This is a genomic window from Acidovorax sp. NB1 (genome assembly GCF_005405905.1).
Taxonomy (GTDB): Bacteria; Pseudomonadota; Gammaproteobacteria; order Burkholderiales; family Burkholderiaceae_C; genus Acidovorax.
In genome coordinates this window covers 105,289-120,349 of sequence record NZ_BJHU01000009.1, presented here as the reverse complement: position 1 = coordinate 120,349, position 15,061 = coordinate 105,289, and the positions used below count along the sequence as shown (strand labels likewise).

General features: G+C 65.3%; 15 protein-coding genes. 5 read left to right on the top strand and 10 right to left on the bottom strand.

The window, feature by feature from the left end:
• Positions 1 to 51 precede the first annotated feature (51 nt).
• Positions 52 to 225: a rubredoxin gene (locus tag AvAM_RS03950; RefSeq protein ID WP_082836248.1), complete on the bottom strand. Its 174-nt coding sequence runs from the start codon at positions 223 to 225 to the stop codon at positions 52 to 54.
• Positions 226 to 319: 94 nt separating this feature from the next.
• On the opposite strand from AvAM_RS03950, the gene AvAM_RS03945 reads away from it, so the two are divergent.
• Positions 320 to 1,285 carry a bifunctional hydroxymethylpyrimidine kinase/phosphomethylpyrimidine kinase gene (locus tag AvAM_RS03945; protein ID WP_137745863.1) on the top strand — a complete coding sequence of 322 codons (966 nt, stop codon included), beginning with the start codon at positions 320 to 322 and terminating at the stop codon, positions 1,283 to 1,285.
• Positions 1,269 to 2,573 (top strand): glutamate-1-semialdehyde 2,1-aminomutase, encoded by a 1,305-nt coding sequence (gene hemL, locus AvAM_RS03940; protein ID WP_137745862.1) that lies wholly within the window; start codon positions 1,269 to 1,271, stop codon positions 2,571 to 2,573. Before AvAM_RS03945 ends, hemL begins: the two co-directional genes overlap by 17 nt.
• A gap of 73 nt (positions 2,574 to 2,646) precedes the next feature.
• On the opposite strand, the gene AvAM_RS03935 is transcribed toward hemL, so the two are convergent.
• Entirely contained in the window at positions 2,647 to 3,426 is a 780-nt protein-coding gene (locus tag AvAM_RS03935; protein ID WP_137745861.1) for an IclR family transcriptional regulator C-terminal domain-containing protein, read from the bottom strand.
• Between the two features lie 302 nt (positions 3,427 to 3,728).
• Between AvAM_RS03935 and pobA the strand changes: the two genes are divergently transcribed.
• Positions 3,729 to 4,913, top strand: coding sequence for a 4-hydroxybenzoate 3-monooxygenase (pobA, locus tag AvAM_RS03930; RefSeq protein ID WP_137745860.1), 1,185 nt, complete (start codon positions 3,729 to 3,731; stop codon positions 4,911 to 4,913).
• Between the two features lie 82 nt (positions 4,914 to 4,995).
• Here pobA and purH read toward each other — a convergent pair whose 3' ends face one another.
• From purH to AvAM_RS03910, 4 genes are all read right to left on the bottom strand, one after another.
• A complete protein-coding gene (gene purH / locus AvAM_RS03925) occupies positions 4,996 to 6,597 on the bottom strand; it encodes a bifunctional phosphoribosylaminoimidazolecarboxamide formyltransferase/IMP cyclohydrolase (RefSeq protein WP_137745859.1) in 1,602 nt (533 codons plus the stop codon).
• 98 nt (positions 6,598 to 6,695) lie between these two features.
• The gene (locus AvAM_RS03920; protein WP_063458953.1) at positions 6,696 to 6,929 is read right to left on the bottom strand and encodes a Fis family transcriptional regulator; all 234 of its coding nucleotides are present in this window, start codon (positions 6,927 to 6,929) and stop codon (positions 6,696 to 6,698) included.
• Positions 6,926 to 7,972 (bottom strand): tRNA dihydrouridine synthase DusB, encoded by a 1,047-nt coding sequence (dusB, locus tag AvAM_RS03915; protein ID WP_137745858.1) that lies wholly within the window; start codon positions 7,970 to 7,972, stop codon positions 6,926 to 6,928. The genes AvAM_RS03920 and dusB overlap by 4 nt, the downstream gene beginning before the upstream one ends.
• Positions 7,973 to 8,111: 139 nt before the next feature.
• Positions 8,112 to 8,717, bottom strand: coding sequence for a M15 family metallopeptidase (locus AvAM_RS03910; protein ID WP_137745857.1), 606 nt, complete (start codon positions 8,715 to 8,717; stop codon positions 8,112 to 8,114).
• Between the two features lie 158 nt (positions 8,718 to 8,875).
• Between AvAM_RS03910 and AvAM_RS03905 the strand changes: the two genes are divergently transcribed.
• On the top strand, positions 8,876 to 9,346 hold the full coding sequence (locus tag AvAM_RS03905; protein WP_171012129.1) for a YqaA family protein: 471 nt from the start codon (positions 8,876 to 8,878) through the stop codon (positions 9,344 to 9,346).
• Positions 9,347 to 9,374: 28 nt separating this feature from the next.
• On the opposite strand, the gene AvAM_RS03900 is transcribed toward AvAM_RS03905, so the two are convergent.
• From AvAM_RS03900 to AvAM_RS03885, 4 genes are all read right to left on the bottom strand, one after another.
• Positions 9,375 to 10,616: a diguanylate cyclase gene (locus AvAM_RS03900; RefSeq protein WP_137745855.1), complete on the bottom strand. Its 1,242-nt coding sequence runs from the start codon at positions 10,614 to 10,616 to the stop codon at positions 9,375 to 9,377.
• 162 nt (positions 10,617 to 10,778) lie between these two features.
• Positions 10,779 to 11,657, bottom strand: a complete 879-nt coding sequence (gene rarD / locus AvAM_RS03895; RefSeq protein WP_137745854.1) for an EamA family transporter RarD — start codon at positions 11,655 to 11,657, stop codon at positions 10,779 to 10,781.
• Between the two features lie 133 nt (positions 11,658 to 11,790).
• On the bottom strand, positions 11,791 to 12,885 hold the full coding sequence (gene ychF, locus AvAM_RS03890; RefSeq protein ID WP_137745853.1) for a redox-regulated ATPase YchF: 1,095 nt from the start codon (positions 12,883 to 12,885) through the stop codon (positions 11,791 to 11,793).
• An 83-nt stretch (positions 12,886 to 12,968) separates the two neighbouring features.
• Complete coding sequence (locus tag AvAM_RS03885; RefSeq protein ID WP_137745852.1) at positions 12,969 to 13,841, bottom strand: MOSC domain-containing protein; 873 nt, start codon at positions 13,839 to 13,841, stop codon at positions 12,969 to 12,971.
• A gap of 69 nt (positions 13,842 to 13,910) precedes the next feature.
• Between AvAM_RS03885 and AvAM_RS03880 the strand changes: the two genes are divergently transcribed.
• The gene (locus AvAM_RS03880) at positions 13,911 to 15,044 is read left to right on the top strand and encodes an FAD-dependent monooxygenase (protein WP_137745851.1); all 1,134 of its coding nucleotides are present in this window, start codon (positions 13,911 to 13,913) and stop codon (positions 15,042 to 15,044) included.
• Positions 15,045 to 15,061 lie beyond the last annotated feature (17 nt).

The window sequence follows — 15,061 nt, the reverse complement described above, 5'->3', positions numbered from 1 at the left end:
TGCTCCCGATGGAGAAAATAAACAACGCCGCAGCAAGTGGTGCTGGGCGCCTCAGATCTGAACCATCTCGAAATCTTCCTTGCGGGCGCCACATTCAGGGCAGGTCCAATTCATGGGGACCTGATCCCAGGGCGTATTGGGTGCAATGCCGTGCTCAGGGGAGCCCTCTGCCTCGTCATAAATCCAGCCGCAAATCAAACACATCCAAGTTTTAGAGTCGGTCACAGCTTAAAGGGCCTTCACATAGAATGCAACGATTGTATCTAGTCATCTCCAGGGGCTGCGGCTTCGGTGCCACCCCTCAAGCAGGATCTGGTCCATGACCATCAAAGCGTCCCCTCCCCCCTCAGAAATCACAGAGATCGAAGATGACGGTTCGGAGGAAGCAAGCCCTGCATGTGTGCTTGTCTTCAATGCCAGCGACCCCAGCGGCGCAGGCGGCCTGACCGCCGATATCACCACCATTGCATCCGTCGGCGGACACCCGATTGCCGTGGTCACAGGCGCCTACGCCCGCGACACCGCTGAGATTTTTGACCACTTCGGCTTTGACGACGAGGCCGTGGCCGAGCAGGCCCGGGCCGTGCTGGAGGACCTGCCGGTCCAGGCCATCAAGGTTGGCTTCGTGGGCAGTCCGGAGAACATCAGCACCATCGCCGAGATAACTACAGACTATGACGAAGTCCCAGTGATAGCGTACATGCCCAACCTTTCCTGGTGGCGTGACGAGTTGATCGACGAGTACCTGGACGCCTTCCGCGAATTGTTGTTGCCGCAGACCTCAGTGTTGGTTGGAAACCACAGCACCCTGTGGCGCTGGCTGCTGCCGGACTGGAGCGGCGAGCGCAACCCCACCGCCCGCGACATTGCCCGCGCAGCCTCCGAGATGGGCGTGCCCTACACCCTGGTCACCGGCATCCCCCTGCCCGAGCAGTTCGTCGAGAACGTGCTCGCATCCCCACAGACGGTGCTGGGCAGCGGCAAGTTCGAGCTGTTTGACGCCACCTTCGCAGGCGCAGGCGACACGCTCTCGGCCGCGCTCACCGCCCTGGTGGCGGCGGGCAACGATCTGGGCGAGGCCACCAGCGAGGCACTGAGCTACCTGGACCGCTGCCTGGACGCGGGCTTTCGCCCCGGCATGGGCCACATCGTGCCCGACCGCATGTTCTGGGCCCAGCCAGATGACGAAGAAACCGGCACTGACGACGACGACGAAGAGACCCCGATTGACGAAGCACAGGCCCTTGAAGGCTTTGTGATGCCCCCCCATGACACCAAACACTGATCGCAATATCCCCCTGTTCGAACGCGCCAAGGCGCTGATCCCCGGCGGCGTGAACTCGCCCGTGCGGGCCTTCAAGGCCGTGGGCGGAACGCCCCGCTTTGTGAAGCGTGCGCAAGGCGCCTACTTCTGGGACGCCAACGACCAGCGCTTCATTGATTACATCGGCTCCTGGGGCCCGATGATCCTGGGCCACGGCCACCCTGCCGTGCTCGAAGCCGTGCAGAGCGCCGCGCTGGAAGGCTTCAGCTTCGGCGCCCCCACCGAGCGCGAGGTCGAGCTGGCCGAAGAAATCCTGAGCCTGGTCCCCTCCATGGAGATGATCCGCCTCGTCAGCTCGGGCACCGAGGCTGGCATGAGCGCCATCCGCCTGGCCCGTGGCGCCACCGGCCGCAGCAAGTTCATCAAGTTCGAGGGCTGCTACCACGGCCATGCCGACTCGCTGCTGGTCAAGGCCGGCTCGGGCCTGGCCACGTTTGGCAACGCCACCAGCGCCGGGGTGCCGCCCGAAGTGGTGCAGCACACCATCGTGCTCGAATACAACAACGTCGCCCAGCTCGAAGAAGCCTTTGCCCTGCACGGCAAGGAGCTGGCTTGCGTGATGATCGAACCCATCGCGGGCAACATGAACTTGGTGCGCGCCAGCGTGCCGTTCATGAAGCGCTGCCGCGAGCTGTGCACCGAATACGGCGCGCTGTTGGTGCTGGATGAAGTGATGACGGGCTTCCGCGTGGCACTGGGCAGTGCGCAAAGCGTGTATGCCAAAAGCATCCCGGGCTTCAAGCCGGATCTCACGGTGCTCGGCAAGGTGATTGGCGGTGGCATGCCTTTGGCGGCGTTTGGTGGCCCGCGCGCCATCATGGAACACTTGGCGCCCCTGGGTGGCGTCTACCAGGCGGGCACGCTCTCGGGCAACCCGGTCGCCACCGCCTGTGGCCTGGCCACGCTGCGCGAGATCAAGAAGCCCGGCTTCTTTGATGCACTCTCGGCCCGCACCCGCTTGCTGGTCGATGGCCTTGCGGCCGCCGCAGCCGCTGAAGGCGTACCCTTCAGCAGTGATTGCGAAGGCGGCATGTTCGGCTTCTTCTTGCTGCCCGAGCTGCCGCAAAACTATGCCCAGGTGCTCAAGACCGACAGCGCGCGCTTCAACCAGCTGTTCCACGGCCTGCTGGACCGGGGCGTCTACATTGCGCCCGCCTTGTACGAGGCCGGTTTTGTGAGCGCCGCCCACACCGCCGCCGACATCGACGCCACCGTGGCGGCTGCACGCGAAGTCTTCAAGACACTATAAAAATAGTAGCTATCAGCGCTTATCTATAGCGCGGTAGCGGCATTTTTTCTTCATATTTCTGGCGGCAGGGCGGCTACAACAGTCCGCGCAACTCGCGCGCTGCCTCCTGCAGCAGCGGCAACATGTCGCGCTGCAGGCTGCCCTCATCGATCTGCTTGGGCGACGCCACCACATTGAGCGCTGCCACGGTGTCGCCCTGCAGGTTGCGCAGCGGCACGGCCAGCGCGTGCACGCCCAGCTCATGCTCTTCCACCGCCAGGCAATAGTCATCGCGCCGCGCCTTGGCAATCACCTGCCGCAGCGGCCCGACCTGGGTGATGGTGTGGGGCGTGAGGCGGTGCAGCGTGTGGCCCTTGAGCCACTGCGTGAGTTCCACCGGTGGCAGCCCCGCCAGCAGCACCCGCCCCGTGGACGTGGGGTGCGCAGGCAGCCGCGCCCCCAGGTGCAGGCCATACGCCAGCACACGCGACGGCGCGCCATACACCCCGCTGCGCGCCACGATCACCACTTCGCTGCCATCCAGCACGACGGCCGAAAACGACTGCTGCGTCTGCGCCGCCAACCGGTTTAGTGTGGGCTGCAGCACGCGCGGCAGGCGGGCTGACGCCAGATAGCTGCCCGAGAAGCGCAGCACCTTGGGCGCCAGCCAGAAGTAGCTGCCGTCCGTCTCCAGATACCCCAGGTGCGCGAGCGTGAGCAAATGCCGCCGCGCCGCCGCCCGCGTGAGGCCCGTGCGCTGCGCGGCCAGCGTGGCATTCAGGCGCTGGCGCTCGGTGTCAAAACTCTCCAGCACGGCCATGCCCTTGGCCATGCCTTCAATCAAATCGGCCTTGGCGATGGAGATGCTGGTCATGGTGTGGTGAAAAACGGTGCAACAAAAGAACCGGTGGCCAGATGCAAGCCCAAACAAAGGCACAGACAAAAGCCCAGCCATGGCAGCCACCGTGCCGGGGCGCACGCAGCCTTCTTGACCCGGATCATGCATGCCTGCGCGATGATCGCACAAAGCATCTACCTATCGCGCGCAAACGCAACCCAGGCATCCTCTTTTGATGCAGATCAACCTACGCTTGGTCCCATCCCCAGCGCAGCATCTGCCCTAAGGCTTGGCGCTGGGCCCATCCCCCAACGCCACCACCTTTGCGAGATTGCCCCATGCGTACCCAGGTTGCCATCATTGGCGCAGGCCCTGCCGGCCTGCTGCTCGGCCAGTTGCTCTACAAATCCGGTATCGACGCCGTCATCATCGAACAGCGCAGCCCCGACTACGTGCTGGGCCGCATCCGCGCAGGCGTGCTGGAGCAGGTCAGCATGGACCTGCTGGACCAGGCCGGCGTGGGTGCCCGCGCCCATGCCGAGGGCCTGCCCCATGACGGCATCGAGCTGCTGTTCAAAGGCCAGCGCCACCGCATCAACCTGCACGACCTGACCGGCGGCAGCCGCGTGACGGTGTATGGCCAGACCGAAGTGACCCGCGACCTGATGGATGCGCGTGCAGCCGAAGGGCTGACCACGGTGTACGAGGCCCACAACGTCAGCGTGCACGACTTCAACGGCCAGCACCCGCGCGTGACCTACGAAAAAGACGGCCAGACCCACACCGTGGACTGCGACTTCATCGCAGGCTGCGACGGCTACCACGGCGTGTGCCGCGCCAGCGCCCCAGCGGATTTGCTCAAGACCTACGAACGCGTGTACCCGTTTGGCTGGCTGGGCGTGCTGGCCGATGTGCCGCCCGTGTCGCACGAACTGATCTACGCCAACACCGAGCGCGGCTTTGCGCTGTGCAGCATGCGCAGCGCCACGCGCAGCCGCTACTACGTGCAGGTGCCCGACACCGACAAGATCGAGAACTGGACCATCGACCAGTTCTGGGCCGAGCTGGGCAACCGCCTGGACCCCGAGGCACGCGCCAACCTGGTCACCGGCCCCGCGCTGGAGATGAGCATTGCCCCGCTGCGCAGCTTTGTGGCCGAGCCCATGCGGTTTGGCCGCATGTTCCTGGCGGGCGACGCGGCGCACATCGTGCCGCCCACCGGCGCCAAGGGCCTCAACCTGGCAGCCAGCGACGTGGGTTATCTGTGGACTGCGCTCACCGAGTTCTACAAAGAGAAGTCCTCGGTCGGCATCGACACCTACTCCGACCGCTGCCTGCGCCGCGTGTGGCGTGCCGAGCGCTTCTCGTGGTGGTTCACCTCGTTGATGCACCGCTTTCCAGAGACGGGCGAGTTCGGCCAGAAGATCCAGGAGGCCGAGCTGGACTACCTGGTGCACTCGCGCGCAGCCTCGGTGTCGCTGGCAGAGAACTACGTGGGGCTGCCGATGAACTTCGGCGCCTGAACCTCGCCTCCGTCTGGCAACAGACATAAAAAAGCGGCTTCCAAGGAAGCCGCTTTTTGTTGGGTGACCGCCTCCGGTGGGATCAATGACGGAAGTGGCGCACGCCGCTGAAGACCATCGCCACGCCACGCTCGTTGGCGGCGTCGATGACTTCGTTGTCGCGCATCGAGCCACCGGGCTGGATCACGCAGGTGGCGCCCGCGTCCACCACCACATCCAGACCATCGCGGAAGGGGAAGAACGCATCGCTCGCCACCACCGTGCCTTGCAGGGTCAGGCCTGCGTGGCCCGCCTTGATGCTGGCGATGCGGGCCGAGTCCAGGCGGCTCATCTGGCCGGCGCCCACACCCATGGTCATGCCGCCCTTGCAGAAGACGATGGCGTTGCTCTTGACGTACTTGGCGACCTTCCAGGCGAACAGCAGGTCTTCCATTTCTTCCAGCGTGGGCTGCTTCTTCGTCACGACCTTGAGGTCGATGAGCGACAGCTCGTGGTTATCGGCCGTCTGCAGCAACAGGCCCGAGCCGATGCGCTTGGCGTCCATGGCGTTGCGGCCACGTTCCCAGTCCGTCTTGCCACCGTGGGCGGGCAGCGCGATCTTGAGCAGGCGCACGTTGGCCTTGGCCTTGAAGATCTCCAGCGCCTCGGCGGTGAAGTCGGGGGCCATCAGCACTTCGACAAACTGCTTGCTGACCTGTGCAGCAGCCTGGCCGTCCACCACGCGGTTGAAGGCGATGATGCCGCCGAAGGCGCTGGTGGGGTCGGTCTGGAAGGCCTTGCTGTAGGCGCTCAGCGCGTCCAGGCCCACGGCCACGCCGCAGGGGTTGGCGTGCTTGACGATCACGCAGGCGGCAGCGTCAAAGCTCTTCACGCATTCCCAGGCCGCGTCGGCGTCGGCGATGTTGTTGTAGCTCAGCTCCTTGCCCTGCAGCTGCACGCCAGTGACCAGCGAGCCGGGTGCGGGGTGCAGGTCGCGGTACAGCGCGGCTTGCTGGTGGCTGTTTTCGCCGTAGCGCAGGTCCTGCACCTTGGTGAAGATGCCGTTGCTCTGGCCAGGGAACTGAGTGCGCGTGGGCACATAGGTTTCCGACAGCTTTTCTTCTTCGAACGTGACGGATGAGAGGTAGTCGCTGATCGCACCGTCGTACTGCGCGATGCGGTTGAACGCAGCCACCGACAGCGCAAAGCGCAGCTTGTCCGACAGCTTTCCGCCCGCCTTCAGCTCGGCCAGCACGGCGTCGTACTGGTCGGCCGAGGTAATCACGCCCACGTCCTTCCAGTTCTTGGCAGCGCTACGCACCATGGCGGGGCCGCCGATGTCGATGTTCTCGATCGCGTCGGCCAGCGTGCAACCGGCCTTGGCCACGGTGGCTTCAAAGGGGTAGAGGTTGACGACCAGCAGGTCGATGGTGTCGATGCCGTGTTCCTTGAGGGCGGCCATGTGTTCGGGCAGCTCGCGGCGGGCCAGCAGGCCGCCGTGCACCTTGGGGTGCAGCGTCTTCACGCGGCCGTCCAGCATCTCGGGGAACTGGGTGACCTCGGCCACTTCGGTCACGGGCAGGCCCTTGTCGGCCAGCAGCTTGGCGGTGCCGCCAGTGGACAAGAGCTTGATGCCCAGTGCGTGCAGCGCTTGCGCGAATTCGACGATGCCGGTCTTGTCGGAGACGGAGAGGAGTGCGTTCATGGCAGTGGTGGTGGGGAGGTTTTGAGTAAAAAAAGGCCCTTGCGCCTGTCCATCAAGGGCCAATAGCTATAAATTAGATAGCAAACAGCACGAGAGCGTCAGAGCAGCTTGTGCTCGACCAGCTTCTTGCGCAGGGTGTTGCGGTTCAGGCCCAGCCACTCGGCAGCGCGCGACTGGTTGTTGTCCGCATGGGTCATCACCACTTCCAGCAGCGGCTTTTCGACCACACGCACCAGCATGTCGTACATGCCATCGGGCGTCTCGCCGCCCAGGTCGCGAAAGTAGCCTTGCAGGCTTTCGCGCACGCATTCTTCTATGTGTTTCTTGCTCATGCAGCCAATCCCTCTTGTTCTTCTGTGTCTGCGTCAACATCGGTGGCGGCGGGTAGCCGGTCCATCTGTTGCGCGAGGGCATCCAGGTAGTCGGCCACGGCCTGCCACTGCGTGGCGCTGTCTTCGATCGTGTTGATATGTGCCCGCAGGGCCTCGCCGCCCGGCAACGCGCGCAGGTACCAGGCAATGTGCTTGCGCGCACTGCGCACCCCGGTGAGCTCGCCGTACAGGCGGTAGTGGTCGTGCAGGTGGTCCAGCAGCAGGCGCCGCACCTCGACCACCAACGGTGGCGCCAGGTGTTCGCCCGTGGCCAGAAAGTGGCCGACTTCGCGGAAGATCCACGGTCGGCCCTGGGCGGCGCGGCCGATCATGATCGCGTCGGCGCCAGTGGCGGCCAGCACATCGCGCGCCTTCTCGGGCGAGGTGATGTCGCCGTTGGCCACCACGGGCACCTTCACCGCAGCCTTCACGGCGGCAATGGTGTTGTACTCCGCATGGCCCTTGTAGCCCTGCTCGCGTGTGCGGCCGTGCACCGTGAGCATCTGGATGCCCACGGCCTCGAACTGGCGCGCGAGTTGAACGGCGTTCTTGTGCTCCTGGCACCAGCCGGTGCGCATCTTCAGCGTGACGGGCACGTTGAAAGGCGCGCAGGCCTCCACCACGGCAGCGGCAATCTCCACCGCCAGGGCTTCGTTCTGCATCAGCGCAGAGCCCGCCCATTTGTTGCAGACCTTCTTGGCCGGGCAGCCCATGTTGATGTCGATGATCTGCGCGCCGCGTTCCACGTTGTAGACCGCAGCCTCGGCCATCATCAGCGCCTCGGTGCCGGCGATCTGCACGGCAATGGGACCCGGCTCCCCTTCGTGGTTGGCCCGGCGCGAGGTCTTGAGGCTGTTCCACAGGTCCTTGCGCGAGGTCACCATCTCGCTCACCGCATAGCCCGCGCCCAGCGCCTTGCACAGCTGGCGAAACGGCCGATCGGTGACGCCCGCCATCGGGGCGACGAACAACCGGTTCGCCAAAGGAATGTGGCCGATCTGCATGGGAGGGGTGCGGGAGGGGGCGACAGCGAATGCTGAAAAAGGAGGCGGGATTGTACCTGCTCAAAATTTCAGCAAATGAAATGCTCCAGCAACACTGACTATCCCCGCGTGATGCCCCATTGGCAACGCACAAAACGCCTCAGCGGGCCGCGAGATCAGCGCTGCTGTTTGGCCCCGGAACAGATTCGCTCTGGCGCTGCGCAAAATGCCACCACGCATCCGGCAAGTTGTCGAACTGGTGGCGCGCCATGAGGGCGTGCAGCCACTGGCGGTTGTGCACCACATCGGGCGAATAACCTGGCGCATTGGCCGACGCTCCGGTCTGGACGCTGCCTGACGGCGTCCCCATGTCCACCGCCTGGCCATCGGCCAGCGGCCCGCGCACCACCTGGCGGGCCTTCATGCCATCCACCACCAGCACCTGCACCACCCAGCCGCCGCCAGGGGCCTGGCAGGCCGCTTTCAGCGCCAGGCCCTGGGGCTGCAGTTCGTGGGCAATGCGCTCCATCCCGGTGCGTGTGGCGGAGTCGTCCCGGCACAGCGCCCTCTGCGGCCCTGCGCGGGCCGCCAGAGCAGGGCCGCCCGCCCCGACGGCCCCGGCGGCAGGCACCGCCGCCTGCGGCTGGTGCACACACGCCGCGAGCCACAAGGCCGCAATACCCCCTGCGCAGCCGGCCGCGCGGGGCCACGGCGCACGCTGGTTCGGGTGCCGCAGGGTCGGGTGAGATGCAGAAGTGGCGGGCATGGGGCCTCCTGTCGCGGGGTTCAGGGGTGATAACGGTGCACCTTACAAAACCCCTGCAGCACCAGCCATGCCCAGATGGCGCGGACCGCTGTAGGACGGCGCCCCAGCGCCCCCATGGGCCAGGAGCCGCGCCCTACACTCCCCCCATGGAAATCTGGATGCACCAACTGCTCGCATGGCTGGCCCTGCCGCAGTTCGGCCTCAGCACGGTCTTTCTCGTGTCGTTTGTCTCGGCCACGCTGCTGCCCCTGGGCTCGGAGCCCGCCGTGTTTGGCCTTGTCACGCTCAACCCCGAACTGTTCTGGCCCGCGATCGGGGTAGCCACGGTGGGCAACACACTAGGCGGCGGCGTGAGCTGGTGGATGGGTCTGGGCGCACACCGGGCCGTAGACCGGGCGCGTGGCAACACCACCGAGCTGCGGGCGCTGAACTGGCTCCAGCGTTTTGGCCCCCGCGCCTGCCTGCTCTCCTGGCTGCCGGTAGTGGGCGACCCGCTGTGCGCCGTGGCAGGCTGGCTCAAGCTGCCCTTCTGGCCCTGCCTGGCCTACATGGCGGTGGGCAAGTTCCTGCGCTACCTGGTCATGACCACTGCGCTGCTGTACCTGATGCCGGGGCACATGGGGGCGTAGCAATGCTGGGGTGCCGTCCCCGGCCAGGCTACAAAAACGCGTGACCGCTGTGTTCTGAGAGCAGGGAGTCCCCCTTGGCGATGGGCTCTTCCACCACCACCTGGTTGCGGCCGCCCTCCTTGGCCATGTACATCGCCGTGTCTGCGCGCGAAAAGAACTCCAGCACTGACTCGCCCAGCACGTACTGCGTCACGCCAATCGATACCGTCACGCGGCCCTTGAGCAGGCCGCTCCAGGCATGGGTTTCCACCTGGGCGCGAATCCGCTCGCAGGTGTTGAGCGCAGGCAGCAGCGAGGTCGCCGGAAAGATCAGCAAGAACTCTTCGCCGCCATAGCGCCCGAACAGATCGCCGCCCCGCACCCCCTGCTGTGCAATGCGTGCAAAGGTGCGCAGCACCTCGTCACCGCCCAGGTGGCCCAGCTCGTCGTTGATGCGCTTGAAATGGTCGATGTCGAGCACGGCGAGACACAGCGGGATGCCGCTTTCGTCGGCCAGCTGCTTCTGCTCCTCCAGGGCGGCCAGGATATAGCGGCGGTTGAAGCAGCCCAGCAGCGTGTCGCGCTGCGCGTCCTCCTGGATGTTCTTGATCTTGCGGCTCGCCCGGTAAAGGCTGCGGTACAGGTGCTGCACACGCCCCATGAGCACGATGAACGCTGGCACCGACACCGCCAGTGCCAGCAGGTGCAGCAGCTCCAGGCGCAGCAGCGCGGCATTGTTCTGGTGGCTGTGGTGCAGCCCGATCACCACCGCATAGCCCACCAGCACCACGGCCGTCAGGGCCAGCAGCGTGCGGCGGGGCACCGTGAAAATGCCATATGCCACCGCCACAAACATGAAGGGCGCGAACAGAATCTGCGTAACAGGCGCCAGATAAAAAACCACCAGCATGCCGCCAGTTGCGGCGGACACAATGGCCAGCTGGAGGTGCCGCAGCCGGATCTTCTGGTGCACGTCCGCGCGGAGCACAGCCCAGAAGGCCACAAAACCCACCACCACCATCACCGCCAACACCGCCAGGGCATCGCCAGCCACCATGTCCAGGGCGTAGAAGCCCACCAGGGCCAGGGCGTAGAGACTGATCAAGCCACCAACGGCCCACCACTTCTTGCGCTCATGCCAGTCCCCCCGAGGCCCCAGGCCGTCCAGGGCCCGGCGCCCGGGCCGCACGGCAGTGGAGGCCGCAGACGACGAGTCGTCGAACTCCAGCACGGCGTCCGTCAGGGGGAAAGCGTCCGTCGCCGAGAACAGGTTTTTGCGTGCAAAGAACATGCGGGGGCAGGCACAGGCCTGGGTTTGTTCGAAAGACAGCGGGCCCGATGGCGACGGGCTCAGGCGCAGAGGCACTGCACTGAGCAGTCCCTGGGCCGCGCGCGATCTTACGTGGAACTGACACAAACAAACTGCGCGTTTTCCAGTAGCACCGCACCACTCTCAAGCGGCCAGCACCCGCCGACGCGTCCACCACCCTTCCAGGCTGTAGACCAGCAGCGCCCCCCAGATCAGCACAAAACCCACCAGGCGCGCGGGCTCGAAAGCCTCGTGAAAAATCCACACACCCAGGGCAAACTGCAGGCTGGGCGAGATGTACTGCAGGATGCCCAGCGTGGACATCGGGATCAGCCTTGCGCCTGCAGCAAACAAGAGCAAAGGCACGGCCGTCATGGGCCCGGCCAGCAACAGCCAGCCAATGGTGGCCCCGTCGCCCTGGACCAGTGCCCCCTGGCCTTGCCAGGCCCACCATCCCAGCACCATGGCAGCCACGGGCGCAAGCATCAGGGTTTCAAGCGTCAGCCCTTCGAGCGCCCCCTGCACCGCCACCTTGCGCAGCAGGCCGTAGAAACCAAAGCTGAGCGCCAACACCAGCGCGATCCAGGGCAGGCGCCCTGCCTGCACCGTGAGCCAGAGAACCCCAGCCGCCGCCACCGCCACGGCCAGCCACTGGCCCGGGCGCGGGCGCTCGTGCAGAAACACAAAGCCCAGCGCCACATTCACCAGCGGCAGGATGAAATAGCCCAGGCTCGCATCCACCACATGCTGGTTCTGCACGGCCCAGACATAGGTCAACCAGTTGCCGGACAACAGCACTGCCGACAGCGCAAAGGCCCCCAGCACGCGGGGCTGGCGCACCACTTCAGCCATCCAGGCCCAGTGCCTGCGCACGGCAAGGAGCCCCAGCACCACCACCAGTGACCAGAGCGTGCGATGCATCACCACCTCCAGCGAGGGCACATCCGCAACCTGCCGGAAGTAAAGGGGAAACAGGCCCCAAGCAACATAGGCGAGCGCGGCGTAGAGGATTCCGGTGTTCATGGGCAAACCAGCAGAAAAGCGAAAAGAGGGGGAGAGGAAAAAGAAGGCCGAAAAAAATCCCTGCCAGCCAAGCAGCCGGACAGGGACGGGGCCGTGGACCCCTTCGCAGGTCCACAGGCAGGTCAGGTGTGGGTCAGACGTTGAACAGGAAGTTCAGTACATCACCGTCCTTGACCACATACTCCTTGCCTTCGGCACGCATCTTGCCCGCATCCTTGGCACCTTGCTCGCCTTTGTAGTGGATGTAGTCATCGAAAGCGATAGTCTGGGCACGAATGAAGCCGCGCTCGAAGTCGCCGTGGATCACGCCGGCCGCCTGGGGTGCCGTGTCGCCCACGTGGATGGTCCAGGCACGCACTTCCTTCACACCCGCCGTGAAGTAGGTCTGCAGACCCAGCAGCTTGAAGCCGGCGCGGATCAGGCGGTTCAGGCCCGGCTCTTCCAGGCCCAGCTCCTGAAGGAACATGTCACGGTCTTCGTCTTCCATCTCGGCCATTTCGGCTTCGATCTTGGCGCAGATGGCCACCACGGGCGCGCCCTGGGCTTCGGCATAGGCCTTGAGCTTGTCCAGCAGCGGGTTGTTCTCGAAGCCGTCTTCGGCCACGTTGCCCACGAACATGGCGGGCTTGGCCGTGATCAGGCAGAACTGCTTGAGCAACGGAGCGTCTTCCTTGCTCACGGCAATGCTGCGCGCGGGCTTGCCTTGGTCGAGCGCCGCCTGGATGGGCGTGAGCAGCGAAACAATCTTGGCGGCTTCCTTGTCGTTGCCGGACTTGGCCGCCTTGCTGTAGCGGTTGAGCGCTTTCTCGACCGTGGCCAGGTCGGCAAGGCACAGCTCGGTCTGGATGACTTCGATGTCGGCAATCGGGTCCACGCGGCCCGCCACGTGGATCACGTTCGGGTCTTCGAAGCAGCGCACCACGTTCACGATCGCATCGGTTTCGCGGATGTGCGCCAAGAACTGGTTGCCCAGGCCTTCCCCCTTGGATGCACCGGCCACGAGGCCGGCAATGTCCACAAATTCGACGATGGCGGGCACCACGCGCTCGGGGGAGACAACTTCGGCCAGCTTTTGCAGGCGCGGGTCGGGCACCTCGACCACGCCGGTATTGGGCTCAATGGTGCAGAAGGGGTAGTTTTCGGCGGCGATGCCGGCCTTGGTCAGCGCGTTGAAGAGGGTGGACTTGCCCACATTGGGCAAGCCCACGATGCCGCATTGGAGGCTCATGGCAGGGCTTTCTGGAATTCGGAGACAAACCGCCGATTTTACGGGGCCGCCAGCCAGCCCTCTCCACTGCCCGGGTTACCGCGTCATTCGAACCGCAAATCTGCCGCCACACGCTGCCCCACACGCAGCATCTGGCCCGCCCCCTGGCGCACGATGGCGTTCATGCCAAAGGTGATAGCGCCGTCCACGCGCCGGTCCTGGCGGTAGGTGCGCAGGGTGTCACCCACCTCCGGGCTGGATGCCGCCGTGGCTGGGTCAATGTCGGGGATGGGGCAGCGTTCACAGGGCTTGACTGGCTGCAGGTGGATCTCGCCGTCCGCACCGCCATCCACGTGCACCAGGTCCACCCGGTCTTCGTCGTGGGCATCGACACCCGCCAGCACCACATTGGGTCGAAAGCGCTCGATGCCCACCGGGGCATGGCCTGCAGCGGCCAGCCGCCCATTGAGTTCTTCCATCGAGGTCTCGCTGGCCACCAGGATGGGAAAACCATCGGCAAACTGGTTGGGTACCTCCACGCCGCCCGTCCAGTCCAGGCTGGACAAACGCCGGTGTTCGGGGTCAAACCGCACCAATCGGCAGGGCTGCCCCAGGAAGTCCGTGAACCACTGAGCGGCGACGGCCCCCATGTCCCAGGCGGGCACGGTATCGCGCCACACGGTCACGGTGGCCGGGGTCTCTACCGCATCAATCGCCACATGCAAGGCCAGCATGCCGGGTGCCCGCAGCACCATTTCGTCGCTCTTGAGCTGGGGCCGGATCAGCGCCATGCGGGGCAGAGCACGCTGGGTCAGGAACATGCCGTCGGCATCCACCACCATCCAGGCACGGTCCAGGTCCAGCCCAGTCTCCGTAAGCAGGGCTTCCTGCACCTCGATACCGGCACAGGATTTGATGGGGTACACAAACAGCCGCGCGATGGTGCCGGACAGATCGGAATCGGGGTTGAAACTCACGCCAGGGTACTCCTCAGGAATTAGGCGACAGGGCTGGGGCCCCAATTTTGCCCTCCTACAATGGCTGGCATGGCCCAAACCTTTGATATCTGTATTCGCGGTGCCGGGATTGTGGGCAAGACCCTGGCTTTGCTTCTGGCGCGCGAGCGGCTGAAAGTGGCCCTGGTGCCTGCACCCGCCCCCTCCAGCACCGCAGCGGCCGATGTGCGGGCCTATGCCTTGAACACCGCTTCGCGCCAGTTGCTCGAATCCCTGCGCAGCTGGCCGGATGCCGAACACGCGACGGCGGTGCGACAAATGCAGGTGCAAGGAGACCAGGGCGGAGCCGTGGTGTTTGACGCGGAGCCGCAGGGCGTGGACGCGCTGGCCTGGATCGTGGATGTGCCCGCCCTTGAGGCCCGCCTTGCCGAGGCCGTGCGCTTCCAACCCCAAGTCGAGGTGATGGACGCCCCGGTGGCCGCGCCACTGACCGTGGTTTGTGAGGGCCGTGCCAGCAGCACGCGGGCAGAGTTCGGTGCCCGTTTTGATATCACGCCCTACGCCCAGCATGCCATTGCCACCCGCGTGCGCTGCGAACACCCCCACGGCCAAGTGGCGCGCCAATGGTTCTTGCCCGATGGCATCCTGGCTTTTTTGCCTTTGGGCGGGCCCGCAGGGAACTCTGTGGCCGTTGTGTGGTCCGTTCAGCAGGAGCAGGTTACTTCCTTGATGGCCCTGCCGCCCGAGGCGTTCACCCAGGCGCTGCAAACCGCCAGCCAGCAGGCGCTGGGCACCCTGACCCTGTGCGCAGACCGTGCCACCTGGCCTTTGCAGCTGGCCAAAGCCGACCGCTGGTGTGGCAGCACACCCGCAGCAGGCGTCAGCCCCCGCAGCTGGGTGCTGGCAGGCGATGCCGCCCACAACGTGCATCCCCTGGCCGGACAAGGGCTCAACCTGGGACTGGCCGACGTGCAGGCCCTGGCTGAAGTGCTGCGCACGCGCGACTACTGGCGCAGCGTGGCTGATCAGCGCCTGCTGCGACGCTACGAACGCGAGCGCAAGGCGGCCCTGCTGCCGATGGGTTTGGCCACGGACGGGCTGCAGCAATTGTTTGCCCGCCAGGAAGCCCCCTGGCAGGCGCTGCGCAACTGGGGCATGAAGGGCTTTGAAAGCAGCGGCCCGCTGAAGGATTTCGTGGCCCGCAGGGCCATGGGAATGCGCTGAGAACGCGCCCCGGAGCC

Excerpts from the sequence above, each read along its gene's own strand:
- AvAM_RS03900 (WP_137745855.1), bottom strand. The coding sequence starts at position 10,616 with ATGTTCTTTGCACGCAAAAACCTGTTCTCGGCGACGGACGCTTTCCCC.
- ychF (WP_137745853.1), bottom strand. The coding sequence starts at position 12,885 with ATGAGCCTCCAATGCGGCATCGTGGGCTTGCCCAATGTGGGCAAGTCC.
- dusB (WP_137745858.1), bottom strand. The coding sequence starts at position 7,972 with ATGCAGATCGGCCACATTCCTTTGGCGAACCGGTTGTTCGTCGCCCCG.
- AvAM_RS03935 (WP_137745861.1), bottom strand. The coding sequence starts at position 3,426 with ATGACCAGCATCTCCATCGCCAAGGCCGATTTGATTGAAGGCATGGCC.
- hemL (WP_137745862.1), top strand. The coding sequence starts at position 1,269 with ATGACACCAAACACTGATCGCAATATCCCCCTGTTCGAACGCGCCAAG.
- AvAM_RS03910 (WP_137745857.1), bottom strand. The coding sequence starts at position 8,717 with ATGCCCGCCACTTCTGCATCTCACCCGACCCTGCGGCACCCGAACCAG.
- AvAM_RS03905 (WP_171012129.1), top strand. The coding sequence starts at position 8,876 with ATGCACCAACTGCTCGCATGGCTGGCCCTGCCGCAGTTCGGCCTCAGC.
- purH (WP_137745859.1), bottom strand. The coding sequence starts at position 6,597 with ATGAACGCACTCCTCTCCGTCTCCGACAAGACCGGCATCGTCGAATTC.
- AvAM_RS03945 (WP_137745863.1), top strand. The coding sequence starts at position 320 with ATGACCATCAAAGCGTCCCCTCCCCCCTCAGAAATCACAGAGATCGAA.
- rarD (WP_137745854.1), bottom strand. The coding sequence starts at position 11,657 with ATGAACACCGGAATCCTCTACGCCGCGCTCGCCTATGTTGCTTGGGGC.
- AvAM_RS03920 (WP_063458953.1), bottom strand. The coding sequence starts at position 6,929 with ATGAGCAAGAAACACATAGAAGAATGCGTGCGCGAAAGCCTGCAAGGC.
- AvAM_RS03880 (WP_137745851.1), top strand. The coding sequence starts at position 13,911 with ATGGCCCAAACCTTTGATATCTGTATTCGCGGTGCCGGGATTGTGGGC.
- pobA (WP_137745860.1), top strand. The coding sequence starts at position 3,729 with ATGCGTACCCAGGTTGCCATCATTGGCGCAGGCCCTGCCGGCCTGCTG.